The following is a 17,725-nucleotide window of genomic DNA, read 5'->3' on the forward strand; positions in this document are numbered from 1 at the left end:
GTTGATCATGTTGGAACGATTAGGTTGTTGCCGTGGATGTCCTTGTCGTAGACCACCCGCTGGCTCAGACCCGGCTCACCGCGATGCGCCGTACCGAGACCGACTCCGGGGTCTTCCGTGCCTCGCTGCACGAACTCACCACGATGGTGGTCTACGAGGCGGCCCGCCTCTTCGCCGTCGAGAAGTACCCCATCGAGACGCCGGTCGCGCCGACCGAGGGCACCCGGCTGGCCAACCCGCCGCTGATCGTCCCGGTGCTCCGGGCCGGTCTGGGCATGGCCGACGCCGCGCTCGCGCTGCTGCCCGAGTCGTCGATGGGCTTCGTGGGCCTGGCCCGGGACGAGGAGACGCACGAGCCGCGCGCCTACATGGAATCGCTGCCCGGCGACCTGACCGGGCAGCCGGTCCTGGTTCTCGACCCGATGCTGGCCACCGGCGGCTCGCTGCTGCACTGCTGCCGGCTGCTCGCCGACCGCGGCTGCACCGACATCATCATCTGCTGCGTGCTGGCCGCCCCCGAGGGCGTCGACCGGCTGAAGGACTCCGGCCTGCCGCTGCGCCTGGTCACCGCGTCGATCGACCAGGGGCTCAACGAGAAGGCCTACATCGTGCCCGGCCTGGGCGACGCCGGCGACCGTCAATTCGGCGGCATGCGCCGCTTCTGAGAACCCGTTCCGGGTACGGCGACGGCCGTACCCGGAAGCCGGACCACCGATCTACGCCCGGTGCGGGCGGCACGGGCGTGAGTGGGCAGCAGGTCGCGGCCTTGTGCGTACGATATGACTGGTTTTATGGGGTTGTGTAGTTCCAGGAGAGGGCCTGGCCCGCTGAGAACGGCATGACGCCGTGGAAGACGGCGGGCTCGCCCGCGAAGACCAGCGGGAGGAAGTGCCGGTCGGACTCCCACATCGGGATCTTTCCGGCCAGCACGTCGGTGACCTCGACCCAGTGCAGACTGCCCTCGTCGTTGGCGGTGTGCGGGTCGCCGGTCCAGGACGTGATCCGGAAGAGGAAACCGAACCAGTTCTCCCCGTTCCGGCCGAAACCGGGCCAGGAGATCGTGCCGGCCAGGTCGAGGCCGGTGCAGTCGAGCCCGGCCTCCTCGTGGATCTCCCGGCGCATCCCGGCCACCACGTCCTCGCCGGGCTCCAGCTTGCCGCCCAGGCCGTTGAACTTGCCGTAGTGGATGTCGTCCGGCCGGGCGTCCCGCCGGATCATCAGCACCCGCGAGCCGTCCGGGGAGAACACGTAACCGAGGGTGGCCAGGATCGCTTGCACCGGTGCACCTTACCGGCGCGGGCCGGAGCCCCACCCGCGCCGGTCCGGTGGTCAGCGGTCCAGGAGCGCGAAGAGGCTCTCCCAGCGGTCGACGATGCTGTCCGGGGTGAACCGCTGGACCGACTCGCGGCCCGCGGAACCGAGGCGGACCCGCAGATCGTGGTCCTCGATCAGGCGGCCCAGGCCGTTCGCGAACCCGCCCACGTTGCCGGGCGTGACGACCAGGCCACCGCTGACCTCGTCGTCGATCAGCTCCCGGATGCCGGGCGCGCAGTCGAACGCCACGGTGGGCAGCCCGTACGCCATCGCCTCCATCAGGGCGATCGGGAAGCCTTCCTGGCGCGACGGCAGCACGTAGATCGACGACGCGCTGAGCGCGGTGTCGATGTCGCTGGTCTTGCCCTGGAACAGCGCGGTGTCGTCGAGGCGGTGCTCCCGGGCCAGCGCCCGCAGCGCCTGCTCGTCCGGCCCGGCGCCGTAGATCTTGAGCTGCCAGTCCGGATGCCGCGGCCCGACCTGCGCCCACGCCTCGATGAGCATGTCGAGGCCCTTCTCGTGAGAGAGCCGGCCGAGTGTCACGACCGTCTTCTCGTTGAGCGTGGGCAGGGTCTGTGGGGTGATCATCAGGGGGTTCGGCATGGCACCCACGTTGGACATGCCCGCCCGGGCCCACGCGTCCGCGTCGGCGTCGGTCAGCGACAGGTGGATGTCCATCCCGTCGTAGAACTCGCGGACCCGCTGGAACCGGCTGCTGGCCCGGCAGGCCTCGAAGGACTCGTGGGACATGCCGATGACCTGCATGCCGGTGGTGTCGGCGGCGGCCACCCACTCGCCGGCCCACACCTGGGCGGCGATCACCACGGCGCCGGGGCCGGCGGTACGGAGGATCTCGCTGAGCCGTCGCACTCCGCCCTCGAAGATCTGCTGCCGTTTGCGGTTCCGCAGGGTGAACCCGGGGCTCAGGGCGGCCACCCCGGTCACCTTGCGCCGCCGCGGCAGCCGCTCGGCGTGCAGTGTGATCGTCTCGTACGGCAGTTCGCTGCCGAAGTCCCGGACGTTGACGGCCGGCTCGACACCGATCAGCCGAACCCGGTGCCCGCGGGCGGTGAACAGCCGGGCGACATCGTGCGCCCACTGGTTCAGGCCGCCGAGTTCGTTCACGGTGTTGCAGACGATGAAGATGTCCCGGTGCTCAGCCACGACGGTCACCCGTCCGGAAGAAGTGGTCGACGACGGCCTTGGCGGCCTGCCCGGTGTCGTACTCGCCGAACTCGGCGACGAACTCGCGACGTTTGCCGGCGAAGGCGGTGGCGTTGCCGTCCAGGTCAGCGATGGCGGCGATCAGTTCCTCCGAGGTACGGGTGAGCGGACCGGGCGCGGTCGAGGCGAGATCGAAGTACGACCCCCGGCTGCTGCCCACATAGTCGTCGTAGTCCGGCACGTGGAAGATCATCGGCCGGTCGAGCAGCGAGTAGTCGAACATCAGCGACGAGTAGTCGGTGATCAGCGCGTCGGAGATCTGCATCAGCGGGGTCACGTCGTGCACGTTCGCCACGTTACGGACCGAGTGGCCGTACGCCGGCGGCAGCGCGAACGACACGAGGTAGTGCGGGCGGACCAGCAGGATCGTGTCCTCACCGAACCTCTGCACGAAGTCGTCGAGGTCGAACGGCAGCTCGAGGCCGGAGCGCCGTTTGATCTCCTCCGGCCGGAACGTCGGCGCGTAGAGCACCACCCGCCGCCCGTCGGTGATCCCGAGCTTCTCGCGCAGCTTGGCGAGCTCCTTCTCGTTGCCGCCGTTGACCAGCGCGTCGTTACGCGGGTAGCCGGTGCGCAGCAACTCGGCGCCGACCCGCATGCCCTTGGTCAGGGTGCGCTCGTCGTGCTCGGAACGGACCAGGAAGTAGTCGAACCGGTCGATCGCCGACTGCCACTTGCGCTGCTGCGTCTCGGTCTGCGCCTTGATGGTCGCCTCGTCGAAGCCCATCCGTTTGAACGCCGAACCGTGCCAGGTCTGGATGTACGTGGTCTCCGGCCGCTTGCGCAGGTCGTGCGGGAAGCCCTGGTTGTCGATCCAGAACTCGGCCTGGCCGAGCGCCTGCAAATACGCCCACGAGTTGCGCATGACCAGCTTGGCCTCGGACGGGAAACCGGTCGGATGAGTCGCGTACACCCAGATCGGGGTGAACTTGATCCCCTGCCGCTGCATCTCCTCGTAGATGGCGCGCGGGCTGTCCGAGAACTGCTTGCCCATGTGGCTCTCGAAGACGACCGTGCCCTTCTTGACCGGCATCCTCAGGAAGACGTTCTCGTACCAGGACAGCTTGGTGGCCCGCTTGTTGCGGCGCTGGCGCAGCGAGGTCTGCAACTCGGCGGCCCGCTCCCAGGCGCGGCTGCCGATGCTGGTGTTGCGCACCCCGCTGATCGCGGCGGTGCCCAGCTTCGCGGCGCTGCCGTCGGCGTCCAGCCGCAGCGCCACGTTGCCGCTGTCGGTGCGGTAGCCCTGGAGCAGGTCGGCGGTGAGGCGGGTGAGCTTGGGCCGGGCCGGCAGCCGCAGCGCGTCGGTCACCTCGTCGTCGGCGAACAGGGCCAGGTCGGCGCTGTCGGTGCCGACGGCCAGGTGCAGCCGGACCGAGTAGTTGGGGTCGATGAGACCGACCGGGCGCAGCAGCTTCTCCGGCTCGAAGGTGACCGTCCAGCCGATCCGCTGCTCGTCCACGACGAGCTGCGCCCTGGTCTTGAACACCCGGCGCTTGCTGCGCCGCTCGGAGAAGACCAGCTGCGCCTTCGGCGCCGACTCGACGGTGATCCGGCCGAGCGGGTTGCCGAACGAACCGGCGATGGTGACCAGCTCGCCGTCGCGGTGGACGCTGTCGATCCGGCCGCCCAGGCGCAGCTTGCTGAGCGGGCGGTCCTGGAGGCCCAGCTCGGTGACGTCCAGCACCGCGCGGCCCAGTTCGTCGTCCAGGTGCCGGTCCGACCAGTACACCCGGCCGTCGTGGACCACCAGATCGGCGGTCAGGTGCGGCTGGAACGGCTTGCCGACCATGTAGTCGTGCACCGTGGCCACACCGTGGTAGTCGCCCTGCCGGGCCAGGTAGGCGGCCATCGCGGGCAGCGGCTTGGCCTGGCGGAACGCCTCCGGCTGGAGGGTCTCCAGGTAGGGCCGGGCGGCGTCGACCAGGGCCCGCTGGTTCTCCTCCGGGAGGGTGCCGAGCCGGGCCAGGTGCACCCGCAGGTCGTTCTCGATGAACCGGATGTCCTTCTGCAACCGCAGGTCGCCGGCGTCGTGCTTGGTCAGCAGGTCGTCGATCTTGCGGGTGACGATGATCCGGTCGGTGATGTTGCGGATGTCGGCGGCCCGGCGGGTGATCGAGAGGTTCGCCGCCTTGCGCTCGATGTTCCACGTGTAGATGCGCTGCGGGATGATCGCTATCTTCTTCGCCGCGAGGTACGCGTGCGCCGAGAACAGGTTGTCCTCGTACAGCCGGTCCTCCAGGAAGACCAGGTTCTCCCGGGTCAGGAAGTCGTGACGGTACAGCTTGTTGGTCGACAGCACGTCGTAGAGCAGCTCGGGCTGGTCGTGCAGCGACTCGTAGACCACCTTGCTCTGGACCAGCCAGGGCATCCAGGAGGTCTCCCGGCCGGTCGCCACGTCGTGCCGGACGCAACGGCCGATGACCATGTCGGCGTGCGACTGCTCGGCCATCGCCACCATGTTGCGGCAGGCGTGCGGGTCCAGGGTGTCGTCACTGTCCAGGAACATGATGAACCGGCCCCGGGCCGCCGCCACACCCCGGTTGCGGGGCGCGCCGCAGTGGCCCGAGTTGGCCTCCAGCCGGATGTAGCGCACCACGTCCGGGTGCTCCGCGACGAGCCGCTCCACCACGGCCTGCGTGCCGTCCGTGCTGTGGTCGTCGCAGACGATCACCTCGTGGCTGCGCAGCGACTGGTTCAGCACCGAGCGGACCGCGGTCTCGATCCGGGCCGCGTCGTTGTAGACGATGACCACGACTGTGACGTCTGGGGGCCGGGGCTGGGGCGAGGTCACGGCTTACGTGGTCCTTTCTCAAAGTTCAACGCATCCGTCGTCCGTCGTCGCAGCCGGGAGGCGGGGTGTGCACGGGACACGGTGATGGGGGGCGGGGCCCAAGGCGGTCAGCATCATAGGCTACAACCAGCGGGCTCATGTCCGGCTCGCGATCAAGGCGGTGGTGAATGGCCGCCGCCGGTGTCGTCGCCCGGATGGCGAGATCAGCTAGCCTCGGTGCGGGATTCGGAGAACGAGAGGACGTTTCGTGAAGGTACTAATCGCCGGTGGCGCCGGTTTCATCGGCAGCACGATCGCGTCCTGTCTGCTCGACAACGGGCACCAGCCCGTCATCCTGGACAATCTGGTCACCGGCCGCCGGGAGTTCTGCGAGGGCCGGCCCTTCTACGAGGGTGACATCGCCGACACCGCGATCCTCGACCGGATCTTCGACGAACACCCGGACGTCACGGCCGTGGTGCACTGCGCGGCGCTCATCGTGGTGCCGGAGTCGGTGGAGCGCCCGGTTCATTACTACCGGGAGAACGTGGCGAAGACCCTGGAGTTCGTCGACCACCTGATCGGCAAGGGCGTCACCCGGCTGCTGTTCAGCTCGTCGGCGTCGATCTACCAGCCCGGCGAGGACTTCACCGTCGACGAGAGCTCGGCCCTCACGGCGCTCAGCCCCTACGCGCGGACCAAGCTGATCGTCGAGCAGATGCTGAGCGACATCACCGCCGCGACCCCGATCAAGGTGCTGTCGCTGCGCTACTTCAACCCGATCGGCTCCGACCCGAAGATGCGGACCGGCCTCCAGCTGCGGTCCCCGAGCCACGCGCTGGGCAAGCTCATCGAGGTCTACCGGGAGGGCAAGCCGTTCCCGGTCACCGGCGTCGACTACCCGACCCGGGACGGCTCCGGCATCCGCGACTACGTGCACGTGTGGGACCTGGCCGGCGCCCACCTGCGGGCCCTCGAGGTCTTCGACACGCTGCCCTTCGAGAACGGGTCGCTCGCCATCAACCTGGGCACCGGCACCGGCACCACGGTGCTGGAGTTCGTCGAGGCGTTCAACCAGGTGGCCGACCGCGCGGTCGAGGTCGGGCACGCCCCGCGCCGCCCCGGCGACTCGGCCGGCGCCTACACCCGCAGCAGCCGCGCCGCCGACCTGCTGGGCTGGCGGGCCGAGCACAGCGTGGCGGACGGCATCCGGGACTCGCTGAACTGGTTCGCCCAGCGGGAGCGGATCCTGCCCGACCTTTCCACCCGATAGTTCCCTCAAGCGGGCGGGTCGGCGGCTGATGATCTGACCGACCTGGGGATCGGCTCGGATGACTCGGGCCACTATCGTTGCGTCACATGACCCCCATCCCGCTCGCCGAGGAACTCCTCCTCCTCGCGTATGACGACCAGACCGGAAAGGCCACGGGTTCCCGCATCGGGCTCGACCTGGGCATGGCCGCCGCGGTGCTGATCGACCTGGCGCTGGCCAACCGGATCGCGTACGCGGCCGACGGCTACCTGAAGGTCGTGGACGCCACACCGCTCGGCGACCCGGTCGCCGACGCCGTGCTGGGAAAGGTCGCGTCCGACGAGCCGCACACCCCGGCCCAGTGGCTACAGCGCCTGCGTCACCGGCTGCGGACCCGGGTGCTCGAGGACCTGTGCGCCCGGGGTGTCGTGCAGGACGTGGACGAGACCCAGATGGGCGTCATCCACGTGCACCGTTACCCGACCAGCGATCCGGCGTACGAGGCCGAGATCCGGCAGCGGCTGGCGGCCGCGCTGACCGGCGACACCCTGCCCGACGAGCGGACGGCCGCGCTGGCCACCCTGCTCGTCGCGGCCCGGATGGAGCCGGCGCTGAAACTCCCGGCCGGGGAGTCCGAGCGGGCCCACGAGCGGCTGGCGGAGATCGCCAGCAACGCCGGCTTCGTGGGTGACGTCTCCCTGGAGGACTCCATCGTGCGGCCCAGCGTCGCGCTGGTGGTGGCCACCCTGGGCCGGGCCATCCAGGCCGCGCTGGGCGCGCCCAAGCCGATCTGACCGCTCTCCCGGGGCTTCGCGGGAAGCCCCGGGGACGGTTCCTAGACGCCGAGCGTTGCCGCGATCTCGGCGCGAAGGACCCGCAGGTCCGCCGCCGCGCGGGTGCGGGCCGTCGCCGGGTCGCCCTGGACGACCACTTCGAGGTACGCCTTGAGCTTCGGCTCCGTGCCGGACGGCCGGATCACGACGCGGGTCGTGGCGGTGCGGAAGGTCAGCACGTCGTTCTCCGGCAGCAGGTCGGTCGTCTCGGTGACCGGGGCGCCGAGAAGCGTCGCCGGCGGGTTGCGCCGGGCCCGGCCCATCGCCACCCCGATCTCGGCGAGGTCGTCGACACGGACCGACAGCTGGTCGGTGGCGTGCAGGCCCAGTTCGCGGGCCAGCTCGTCGAGGCGGCCGGCCAGGGTACGGCCCTCCGCCTTCAAACCGGCGGCCAGCTCGGCGACGGTCAGCGCCGCGGTGATGCCGTCCTTGTCCCGGACCAGGGCCGGGGCCACGCAGTAGCCGAGCGCCTCCTCGTAACCGAACGCCAGGTGCTCGGCGGCCCGGACGATCCACTTGAAGCCGGTCAGGGTCTCGGCGTAGGGGACGTCACGGGCGGCGCACAGGCGGCCCAGCATCGACGACGAGACGATCGTGGTGGCGTACAGGCCGGGAGTGCCCCGGCGGATCAGATGGTCGGCCAGCAGCACACCCAGCTCGTCACCGCGCAGCGGCCGCCAGCCGTCCGGGCCCGGGATCGCCACGGCACAGCGGTCGGCGTCCGGGTCGTTCGCGATGGCCAGGTCGGCGCCGTGCTCCCCGGCCAGCGCCAGCAGCCGGTCCATGGCGCCCGGCTCCTCCGGGTTCGGGAACGCCACGGTCGGGAACTCGGGGTCCGGCTCGGCCTGCGCCGCGACGATCGCCGGTGCGGGGAAACCGGCCGCCACGAACGCCTCGGCGAGCGTCGACCCGCCGACCCCGTGCATCGGGGTGTACGCGATCGTCAGGTCACGCGGGCCGGACGGGTCCAGGACGGCGGCCGCGCTCCGCACGTACCCCTGGGCCACCTCCGCACCCAGAAGCGTGCCCGGACCGCCCAGCGGGACCGACGCGACGCTCGGGACCGCCCGGATGGCGGCCTCGATGCCGGCGTCGGCCGGCGGGACGATCTGCGCCCCGTCGCCGGCCGGACCACCCAGCGCCGCGCCCAGATAGACCTTGTAGCCGTTGTCCTGGGGCGGGTTGTGGCTGGCGGTCACCATCACCCCGGCGACCGCGCCGAGAGCGCGGACCGCGTACGCCAGCACCGGTGTAGGCAGCGGCCCGGGCAGCAGCAGCGCCTCCCGGCCGGCGCCGGTCGTGACCCGGGCGGTCCGTTCGGCGAACTCCCTCGAACCGTGCCGGGCGTCGTACCCGATCACCAGCGGGCCTTCGCCGCCGCTCGCCGCGAGCCAGCCGACCAGGCCGGCCGCGGCCCGGGTGACCACCGCGAGGTTCATGCCGTTGGGCCCGGCGCGCAGGCGGCCGCGCAGACCGGCCGTGCCGAAGGTGAGCGGGCCGGCGAAGCGGTCGAGCAGTTCGGCGGCGGTGGCCGGCAGACCGTCGATTACCGCACGCAGCTCGGCCCGGCTCACCGGATCGGGGTCGTCGGCGAGCCAGGCCTCGGCCCGGGCGATCAGGTCAACATCAACTTGTGGTGCCATCAGGGATTGATAGCACAGAGCCGTCACAGGTTGAGCTGGAAACTCTCCGCCATGGCGTCGTAGTACTTGCGGTAGTCGGCGAACTTGGCGTCGGTGGTGGTCAGGTAGAACGAGTACATCTTGTTGTTGACGGTGGTCATCCGCCAGATGCCGTGGCGCATGGCGTCGCCCTCGCCGCAGGTGTACTCGAACTCGGCGCCCGCGTTCCCGGAGATGTCGACCTGCTGCGTGCCGACCGAGACGAACGGGTCGGGGCAGGTCTTGCCCTTCTTCAAACCGGCCGGGGCGGTCTGGGAGACGAACTTGGTCGGGTCGACCGAGCCCTTCTCCACCAGGACCCGCACCTTCGTGGTCTTGTCCGTGGGTTCGTAGTACTCCACGTAGACGCCACCGGACGCCCGGGTCCAGCCGGCCGGCACGTTCACGCTGACCGCGGCGTTGCCCTTGTACGCCTGGGTCTCCACCGCGGGCGCGGGCGGGGCGCTGGCGGGCGGACCGGCAGCCTGGGTGCTCGGCGGGTCGCCGCCACCGCTCAGGGCGAAGACGAGCACCAGGATCAGGACCACGGCGGCGGCCGCGCCACCGGAGATCAACTGCTTGTTGCGCGGCCAGCTCCGGAACGTGGCGACCGCCTTGCCGGTGGTCTCCCGGGCGGAGCCGGCGATGTTCCCGAAGGCGGCCCGGCGCTTGGCGGCCGGGCTGACCACCACGGTGCCCGGGCGGGGCGCGCCACCGGGCGGCGGGACCTGCCAGGGGTTCTGCGGCGGGATGACGCTCGTGGTGTCGCCACCGGCGCGCCGGCCGCCGTCGGGCAGCTTGTGGGCGGGCATGGCGCCGGTGGGCATGCTCACCGCGGGGCCGGACGGCTCGGGCGCGCGCCGGCGGCCGCCGCCCGCGTTCTGCTGCTCCAGCTTGGCCAGGTGGTCGGTGAGCGACTCGTCGGGCGCCAGCATGGCCCGGCCGCCGATCTGACCGGTCGGCTGCGGCGGGATCTGCTGCGTCTCGGCCGGGGCCGGGCTGACCGGCCGCGGCGAGGGCACCACCGAATAGGGGTCGGTCATCATGTGCGGCGGGTTCTTGCTGGCCAGGGGGCCGGCCAGCTGCTGCCGCAGGATGGTCCGGGCGGTCTGCACGTCCATCCGCCGGGACGGGTCCTTCTCCAGCAGGCCCATCAGCACCGGGGTGAGCGAGCCGGCCCGCACCACCGGGGCGGGCGGGTCCTCGACGACCGAGTGCATGGTCTCGATCGGGTCGCCCTTGTCGAACGGCGGCCGGCCCTCGATCGCGGTGTAGAGCGTGACGCCGAGCGAGAACAGGTCGCTGGGCGGGCCGAAGTCGTGGCCCATGGCCCGCTCCGGCGAGATGAAGTGCGGCGAGCCCAGCACCATGCCCGGCGTGGTCAGCTGCACGTCGGTGGGCATCCGGGCGACACCGAAGTCGGTCAGCACGCAGCGGCCGTCACCGCAGATCAGAACGTTGGCCGGCTTCACGTCGCGGTGCAGCACCCCGTGCGCGTGGGCCACCTCGAGGGCGCCGAGCAGGGCGATGCCGATCTTCGCGACCACCCGGGACGGGACCGGCCCGTCCTCGATGACCATGTCGGCGAGGCTGCGGGCGTCCAGCAACTCCATGACGATCCACGGGCGGCCGTTCTCGTGCACGACGTCGTAGACCTGCACCACGGCCGGGTGCTGGAGCGCGGCCGCGGCACGGGCCTCGCGCATGGTCCGTTCGTACATCGCGTCACGGTCACTCGGTGCCAGACCCGGCGGAAGGATGACCTCCTTGATCGCCACGTCGCGGCGCAGCAGCGTGTCCGCCGCCCGCCACACCGTTCCCATGCCGCCGTGACCCACCGCGGCGCGCAGCGTGTACCGCCCGCCGATGAGCGTGCCGGGGGCGGCGCGTCCGTTGGGGGGAGCCGTGTTGCCGCCGCTCCACGTCGGAATTTGAGTCACTGAGGATGCCACCGAGGGGGTATAGGGGCTGTCGACCAACCCCGCTATCTTGCCCGCAGGTTGCCCGAGAACGAAAGTTCCTGAGCCACTGTTAACCACACTTCGACGGTGGGTAGTCGCCGAGTGGCCGAGGGTGGCCCCTGGGCGAACAGAGGGTGGCAAATTCCTCACGGTCGGCGGCCTTAACGAGTCTTAGGATCACCGGTGTGAATGCAGAGTCAGGGTTCCCCATCAAACCGGTGTACGGGCCTGCTGACGTGCCGGTGAGCGCCGGGACCGACGAGCCCGGTCACTATCCCTACACGCGCGGCGTCTACCCGACGATGTACACGAAACGGCCGTGGACCATGCGGCAGTACGCCGGGTTCGGCACCGCGGCCGAGTCGAACGCCCGCTACCACCAGTTACTGGCGGCCGGGACGATGGGCCTCTCGGTGGCCTTCGACCTGCCCACCCAGATGGGTTACGACTCCGACGACCCGATCGCGCACGGCGAGGTCGGCAAGGTCGGCGTCGCCATCGACTCGATCGACGACATGCGGCAGCTCTTCGCCGGCATCCCGCTGGACCAGGTGTCCACCTCCATGACGATCAACGCGCCCGGGTCGGTGCTGCTGCTGCTCTACCAGCTGGTCGCCGAGGAGCAGGGGGTGCCCGGCGCGGCGCTCCAGGGCACCATCCAGAACGACATCCTGAAGGAGTACATCGCCCGCGGGACGTACATCTTCCCGCCGAAACCGTCGCTGCGCCTGGTGGCCGACACGTTCGCCTACTGCAAGGCCGAGATCCCGAAGTGGAACACCATCTCGATCTCCGGCTACCACATGGCCGAGGCCGGCGCCTCGCCCGCGCAGGAGATCGCGTTCACCCTGGCCAACGGCATCGAGTACGTCCGCGCCGCGATCGCCGCGGGCCTGGCCGTCGACGACTTCGCGCCCCGGCTGTCGTTCTTCTTCGTGGCCCGGACCACGCTGCTGGAGGAGATCGCCAAGTTCCGCGCGGCCCGCCGGATGTGGGCGCGGATCATGCGCGACGAGTTCGGCGCCGAGGACCCGAAGTCGCTGATGCTGCGGTTCCACACCCAGACCGCGGGCGTGCAGCTCACCGCGCAGCAGCCGGAGGTCAACCTGGTCCGGGTGGCGATCCAGGCGCTCGGCGCGGTGGCCGGCGGCACCCAGTCGTTGCACACCAACTCGTACGACGAGGCGATGGCCCTGCCCACCGAGAAGTCGGCCCGGCTCGCCCTGCGCACCCAGCAGGTGCTCGCCTACGAGAGCGGCCTGACCGGCACGGTCGACCCGTTCGCCGGCTCGTACGCGGTGGAGGCGCTCACCGACGCCGTCGAGAAGGAGGCGACCGCGCTCATCGACCGGGTCTTCGAGTTCGGCTCATCGGTCGACGCCATCGAGGCGGGCTTCCAGAAGAACGAGATCGAGGCGTCGGCGTACCGGATCGCCACCGAGATCGACGCCGGCGAGCGCGTGGTGGTGGGTGTCAACCGGTTCACCGTCGAGGAGGAGGAGAAGTACGAGCCCCTCAGGGTCGACCCGGCGATCGAGGCCGCACAGGTGGCCCGCCTGGCGAGGCTGCGCGCCGAACGGGACGAGCCGGCCGTGCAGGCCGCGCTGGCAGATCTAGCGAAGGCCGCCGCCGGAAGTGTGAACGTCCTACCGTTGATGAAAGAGGCGTTGCGGCTCCGTGCGACCGTGGGGGAGGTGTGTCACACCCTCCGCGGGGTATGGGGCGTCCACCGCCCCGTCGAGCGCTTCTGAGCGGGTCGACGTACTCGTAGTGTGTCGCGTCACCTCGGCGATCCACTACCCGTTGAGGTTGGCGGGCCGGGATGATCTCCCGTGCGCCCGCCCAGCCTCCGGAACGGTGTGAGCAGCTGTTTACACGACCGTTGCACAGCGTCACCAAAAACGGGACTAAGCTGTCGCGCGTCGTGGAACCCGACAAAACTTCGAGAGCGAATACGGAAGCCTGACGTGACTACAGCTCTGGAGGCGCCCGAGGGCGCCGATACGGCGTGGCCCGGGCAACTCCCCGGGTCCGACCCCCTCCCCGGCCGGCTGGACCGCTGGCTCGCCTCGCGGGGGGCCGAGCTGGTAGCCATTCGCCGGCACCTCCACGCCCACCCCGAGCCGTCACACTCCGAGTTCGAGACCGCGGCGCTCATCGCCCGGGAGCTCTCCGTCGCCGGCCTCACCCCGCAGCTGCTGCCGCGCGGCAACGGCGTCATCTGCGACATCGGTGAGGGCCCGCGGACCATCGCCTTCCGGGCGGACATCGACTCACTGCCGTTGCGGGACCTCAAGGACGTGTCCTACCGCAGCACCGTCGACGGGCAGGCGCACGCCTGCGGCCACGACGTGCACACCACCGTCATGCTCGGGCTGGGCATGGCGCTGGCGCAGCTCAACGAGCAGGATCTGCTGCCCGGCCGGGTGCGGCTGCTCTTCCAGCCGGCCGAGGAGGCGATGCCGTCCGGCGCGCCCGAGGTGATCGCCGCGGGCGGCCTCAAGGACGTCGACGCCATCTTCGCGCTGCACTGCTACCCGCAACTGCCGGCCGGGCTGGTCGGGGTCCGCTCCGGCCCGTTCACCGCCGCCGCCGACGCGGTCGAGGTCAAGCTGACCGGCCCCGGTGGGCACACCGCCCGCCCGCACCTGACCGCCGACCTGGTGCACGCGCTGGGCCGGATCATCGTCGACGTGCCCGCGCTGCTCAGCCGCCGGATCGACCCGCGCGCCGGTATCTCGCTGGTCTGGGGCTCGGTGCACGCCGGGCAGGCGTTCAACGCCATCCCCGGCGCGGGCGAGGTGCGCGGCACCGTCCGGGTCCTCAGCCGGGAGGCCTGGGGGGAGGCGCCCGAGCTGATCACCAAGCTGATCCGGGACGTGGTCGCGGCCACCGGCGCCGAGGTCGACGTCAACTACATCCGCGGCGTCCCGCCGGTCATCAACGACCGGATGGCGTCGGCGATCATCGCGGGCGCCGCGGGCGCCGCGCTCGGCCCGGACCGGGTGGTCGAGGCCGAACTCAGCATGGGTGGCGAGGACTTCGCCTTCTACCTGGAACACGTCCCCGGCGCGATGATCCGCCTCGGCACCGCCCGGCCCGGCTCCGACGTCCGGCACGACCTGCACCAGGGCGACTTCGACGTGGACGAGAGCTGCATCGGCTATGGCGTTCGGGTGATGGCCCACACCGCCTTGGCCGCCCTTGCGACCGGCTCTTTTTAACTGGCTCCGCTTCGCTCCGCGGCAAAACGCCTCCTCACCGGCGGCGTTTTGCGGGTGTGGCTGTCCCGCTTTCACGCATCAGGGAGCCAGTACGCGTGGGGCGTACCGGATCAGGGGTTTGAAGCGGGGGTCTCGGCCGGGGGAGCGACCAGCGCCGGGGTGTTGCGGCGGCGGTAACGCCGCAGCAGGTGCATGACCGCCCAGGCCGGGACGCCGATCGCGACGATCCACGGGAGCAGCGCGCCCAGGACGGTGAGCAGCACCCCGAGCGAGGCCATCAGCGCCTTCCAGCCGCCGGCGAGGCCGGCCAGGAAGCCCGGCGGCTCCTCCTTCGGCTCCACGGCGGCCGCGGCCGGGTCGAGGAGCACCACGGTGATCGTGGAGAGCGAGGTGAGGTCGGACAGCCGCCGCTTCTTGCCCTCCAGCGCGGCCAGGTCCGACTCGCGGGTGGCCACCTCCCGCTCCAGCATGACCAGGTCTTCCAGGCTCTTCGCCTCGGCGAGCAGGCGTTTGCCGCTGTCCACCCGGGCCTTCTGCACGGAGATCCGGGCGTCCAGGTCGACCACCTGCTCGGTGACGTCCTCGGTGTCGATGCCCCGCGCCTCCTCGGTGCCCAGCTTGGCGATCTGGTCCACCGCGGAGGTGAACTTGTCGGCCGGGACCCGCAACGTGATGTTCGCGGTCGACGAGCCGTCGCCGCTGTGCCGCTCGTCGCCGCCGACGAACCCGCCGGAGGCCGCGGCGATGCCGGTGACCTGGGCCGCCGCCGAGGTGACGTCGTCCACCCGCAGGGTGATCGACCCGGTGTAGATGATCGAGCGCTGATCGACCCGGAGGTCGGGCGCCTGTGCCGTGGCGTCCTTGCCCTGGTTCGGCGCGGCCTGCTCCTGTGCCGCCCCGCCGGCCTGGTCGGCGATCTTGCCCGCCTCGCCGACCGCCGGGGCGCCCCCCGAACCGCTGTCCGATTGTGATTCGTTGCCGGCGCCACAGCCGGCGAGCAGCAGGCCCGCCAGAAGGAGTGTCGCCGTGAGTCCCCGTTTATTCATGGCAGCTCCGATCTCATGTCTTCACTGACCGTCGGACGTGAAGCGCACACGTCCCGGTTCCGGCAGACTGCGAGATGAGCGGTCACGATTCAGAATCGGAGGGATCCCGTGCGCGTCACGAAGTTCACGCACTCCTGTCTACGCGTCGAAGGCGCCGGAGTTCTCGTCGTCGATCCGGGCGAATTCTCCGAAGCGTCGGTATTGGACGGCGCGGACGCGGTGCTCATCACCCATGAGCATTTCGATCACCTCGATGTGAAGGCCGTGACCGCCGCCGTCGCCCGGCGGCCGGACCTGCGGATCTTCGCGCATCCGGCGGTGCTGAAACTGCTCACCGACGTCGGCGAGGCCACCACCGCCGTGTCGCCGGGGGAGGAGTTCGAGGCGGCCGGGTACCGGATCCGGGCCTTCGGCGGGCAGCACGCGATCATCCACCCGTACGTCCCGGTCTTCGCCAACCTGGGCTTCCTGATCGACGACGGCGCCACCAACCTCTACCACCCGGGTGACTCCTTCGTGGCGCCGGACGTCGCCGTCGAGACGCTGTTCGTGCCGCTGAACGCGCCGTGGGCGACCATCGCCGAATCGCTCGAGTTCGTCCGCGAGATCCGGCCGGAGCGGGCGTTCGCGCTGCATGACGGTCTGGTCAACGAGCGCGGCGCGGCGGTCTACGGCAAACACCTGGAAAGCTTCTCGGCGACCCGGTTCGCCCGGGTCGAGCCGGGCAGCGTGCTGGGCTGACGTGCTGCACGCCGACGACGTCATCCAGCGGCTGTACGAAGCGCCGCCGGACGGGTTCGTCGCCGCCCGGGCCGAAGCGATCGCGGCGGCCCGGCAGGCGGGCGACCGGGAGGCCGCGAAACGGCTGGCCGCGCTGAAGAAGCCGACCGTGGCGGCCTGGGTGGTCAACCTGGTGGCGCTGCGGCGCCCCGACCTCATCGAGGAACTGGTCGAGCTCTCCACGGCGCTGCGGGCGGCGCAGCGGGAGTTGCGGGGCGACCAGTTGCGGGAACTGTCGACGCAGCGGCGGCAGTTCGTGGCGTCGCTGGTCGCGGCCGCCCGCAAACTGGCCACCGGGGCCGGTGCGGGGGCCGCGAAGCTGCCGCTCGGGGACGTGGAGGCGACGTTCACGGCGGCGCTCGCCGAGCCGGAGATCGCCGGGCAGGTGCGGACCGGGCGGCTGATCCGGGCGGTCAGCCACTCCGGTTTCGGTGAGGTGCCCCGGCCGCGGCTGCGGCTGGTCACCGATTCACCCGAGGACGCCTCCTTCTCCTCGCCGGATACCTCGGAAGGACCGGATACGGATGCCCGGGAACTCACCGTGGCTGAACAGCGGAGCCGGGAGCGGGAGCACCAGGCCGAGCGCCGCAGCCGTGAACTGGAACGGGAGCTGAACGCGGCCACGGCCGCCGAACGGCGCGCCGACCGGCAGCTGGAACGCGCCGAGGACGCCGAACGGGAGGCCGGCCACCTGGTCGAGGACCTCGACGCCGAACTGGCCGAACTGGAGCGACGGCGGACCGAGGCGGTGGCCGACGTGGCCCGGCGCAAGACGGCCCGCCGGACCGCGGAACGGGAGGCCGCGGAGGCCCGCCGCCGGGTCGGTGACGTGCAGGCCGCCCTGGACGACCTGCATCGATAGCGGGGAGCGTTTTCTTTAGACGGTCGAGGGGAGCAGAATCGGGCAGGTGACCCCGGAACAGGCCGCCGCCAACGCCCGCGCGGGACTCGCCGTCATCGTCGGTGCCTTCGCCGAATCACCGCGTACGCTGCGCCGCGCCCGGCTGCTCGGCCTCTCCGGCTGGGCCTACCACGTCTCGGCCCGGGCCGGCGCGCTCGGCGACGTCCGACCGGAGACGGTGGCCGCGGCACTGGCCTTCATCGCGCCGGAGGCCGTCACCGACGGCTGGGAGGCCACGGTGAAGACGCACGCCCCGGCCGAGGTCGCCACCTGGCACCTGGTCGAGCTCTGCGACTGGGGCGCCGAGCACCTGGGCGGCTTCCCCCGCCTGACCCGGCTGCTCGACCTGTCCCGCCGGGTGGCGGACCGGATCGACCCCGCCGGGCTCCCCCTCTTCGCGGCGTGGCAGGCCATGCCGGTGCCGAACACCGAGCCCGGCGCGCAGGCCGCGGTCCTGCTGCACCTGCTGCACGAACACCGGCAGGGCGTCCACGTGATCGCGGTCCGGGCGGCCGGCCTCACCCCGCTGGAGGCGATCATCGCCGGGCCGGAGGGCGAGACCGGGGCGGTGGCCTTCGGCTGGCAGCCGCCCTACCCGCCGGCCGGCCCGCTGCTGCGCCGTCTGCTGTGGGCCGACGCGGTGGCGGACGCGCTGGCCGGGCAGGCGTTCGCGGCCCTGGACCGGGCCGAGCGGCTCGAGTTCGCCGGCCTCCTGGAGTCACTGAGCCACCGCCTCGTCCGCTGAGCCGGGCGTGGTCC

14 protein-coding genes are annotated in these 17,725 nt (G+C 71.1%); 8 read left to right on the top strand and 6 right to left on the bottom strand.

All coding sequences use genetic code 11. The features are described from left to right. Positions 1–32 precede the first annotated feature (32 nt). A complete protein-coding gene (gene upp, locus KZ829_RS05200) occupies positions 33–665 on the top strand; it encodes a uracil phosphoribosyltransferase (protein ID WP_220142680.1) in 633 nt (210 codons plus the stop codon). A gap of 124 nt (positions 666–789) precedes the next feature. Here upp and KZ829_RS05205 read toward each other — a convergent pair whose 3' ends face one another. From KZ829_RS05205 to KZ829_RS44400, 3 genes are read right to left on the bottom strand one after another with little or no spacing between them, the layout of a single operon-like run. Continuing rightward, entirely contained in the window at positions 790–1,278 is a 489-nt protein-coding gene (locus KZ829_RS05205; RefSeq protein ID WP_220142681.1) for an NUDIX hydrolase, read from the bottom strand. Between the two features lie 51 nt (positions 1,279–1,329). Then, positions 1,330–2,478 carry a glycosyltransferase gene (locus KZ829_RS44395; RefSeq protein WP_220142682.1) on the bottom strand — a complete coding sequence of 383 codons (1,149 nt, stop codon included), beginning with the start codon at positions 2,476–2,478 and terminating at the stop codon, positions 1,330–1,332. Beyond that, positions 2,471–5,329 (bottom strand): bifunctional glycosyltransferase/CDP-glycerol:glycerophosphate glycerophosphotransferase, encoded by a 2,859-nt coding sequence (locus tag KZ829_RS44400; protein WP_220142683.1) that lies wholly within the window; start codon positions 5,327–5,329, stop codon positions 2,471–2,473. Before KZ829_RS44400 ends, KZ829_RS44395 begins: the two co-directional genes overlap by 8 nt. A gap of 247 nt (positions 5,330–5,576) precedes the next feature. Between KZ829_RS44400 and galE the strand changes: the two genes are divergently transcribed. Together galE and KZ829_RS05225 are read left to right on the top strand one after the other, a co-directional pair. Next, positions 5,577–6,581 carry a UDP-glucose 4-epimerase GalE gene (galE, locus tag KZ829_RS05220; RefSeq protein ID WP_220142684.1) on the top strand — a complete coding sequence of 335 codons (1,005 nt, stop codon included), beginning with the start codon at positions 5,577–5,579 and terminating at the stop codon, positions 6,579–6,581. An 86-nt stretch (positions 6,582–6,667) separates the two neighbouring features. Further along, positions 6,668–7,354: a GOLPH3/VPS74 family protein gene (locus KZ829_RS05225; RefSeq protein WP_183222635.1), complete on the top strand. Its 687-nt coding sequence runs from the start codon at positions 6,668–6,670 to the stop codon at positions 7,352–7,354. Positions 7,355–7,395: 41 nt separating this feature from the next. On the opposite strand, the gene KZ829_RS05230 is transcribed toward KZ829_RS05225, so the two are convergent. Next, entirely contained in the window at positions 7,396–9,036 is a 1,641-nt protein-coding gene (locus tag KZ829_RS05230) for a phospho-sugar mutase (RefSeq protein ID WP_220142685.1), read from the bottom strand. A gap of 23 nt (positions 9,037–9,059) precedes the next feature. Next, positions 9,060–10,994, bottom strand: coding sequence for a serine/threonine-protein kinase (locus tag KZ829_RS05235; RefSeq protein WP_220142889.1), 1,935 nt, complete (start codon positions 10,992–10,994; stop codon positions 9,060–9,062). Positions 10,995–11,200: 206 nt separating this feature from the next. On the opposite strand from KZ829_RS05235, the gene KZ829_RS05240 reads away from it, so the two are divergent. Both KZ829_RS05240 and KZ829_RS05245 read left to right on the top strand, forming a co-directional pair. Continuing rightward, the gene (locus KZ829_RS05240) at positions 11,201–12,766 is read left to right on the top strand and encodes an acyl-CoA mutase large subunit family protein (protein WP_220142686.1); all 1,566 of its coding nucleotides are present in this window, start codon (positions 11,201–11,203) and stop codon (positions 12,764–12,766) included. Between the two features lie 216 nt (positions 12,767–12,982). After that, positions 12,983–14,239, top strand: coding sequence for an amidohydrolase (locus KZ829_RS05245; RefSeq protein WP_220142687.1), 1,257 nt, complete (start codon positions 12,983–12,985; stop codon positions 14,237–14,239). 110 nt (positions 14,240–14,349) lie between these two features. On the opposite strand, the gene KZ829_RS05250 is transcribed toward KZ829_RS05245, so the two are convergent. Then, on the bottom strand, positions 14,350–15,285 hold the full coding sequence (locus tag KZ829_RS05250; protein ID WP_220142688.1) for a DUF4349 domain-containing protein: 936 nt from the start codon (positions 15,283–15,285) through the stop codon (positions 14,350–14,352). 108 nt (positions 15,286–15,393) lie between these two features. Between KZ829_RS05250 and KZ829_RS05255 the strand changes: the two genes are divergently transcribed. Genes KZ829_RS05255 through KZ829_RS05265 form a run of 3 tightly spaced genes read left to right on the top strand, consistent with a single transcriptional unit; the run spans position 15,394 to position 17,711 of the window. After that, the gene (locus KZ829_RS05255; RefSeq protein ID WP_220142689.1) at positions 15,394–16,026 is read left to right on the top strand and encodes an MBL fold metallo-hydrolase; all 633 of its coding nucleotides are present in this window, start codon (positions 15,394–15,396) and stop codon (positions 16,024–16,026) included. A 1-nt stretch (position 16,027) separates the two neighbouring features. After that, positions 16,028–16,927 carry a hypothetical protein gene (locus KZ829_RS05260; protein WP_220142690.1) on the top strand — a complete coding sequence of 300 codons (900 nt, stop codon included), beginning with the start codon at positions 16,028–16,030 and terminating at the stop codon, positions 16,925–16,927. A gap of 46 nt (positions 16,928–16,973) precedes the next feature. Continuing rightward, entirely contained in the window at positions 16,974–17,711 is a 738-nt protein-coding gene (locus KZ829_RS05265; protein ID WP_220142691.1) for an SCO6745 family protein, read from the top strand. The last annotated feature ends 14 nt before the right edge of the window (positions 17,712–17,725 follow it).

The sequence above is a fragment of the Actinoplanes hulinensis genome (assembly GCF_019429605.1).
Taxonomy (GTDB): domain Bacteria; phylum Actinomycetota; class Actinomycetes; order Mycobacteriales; family Micromonosporaceae; genus Actinoplanes; species Actinoplanes campanulatus.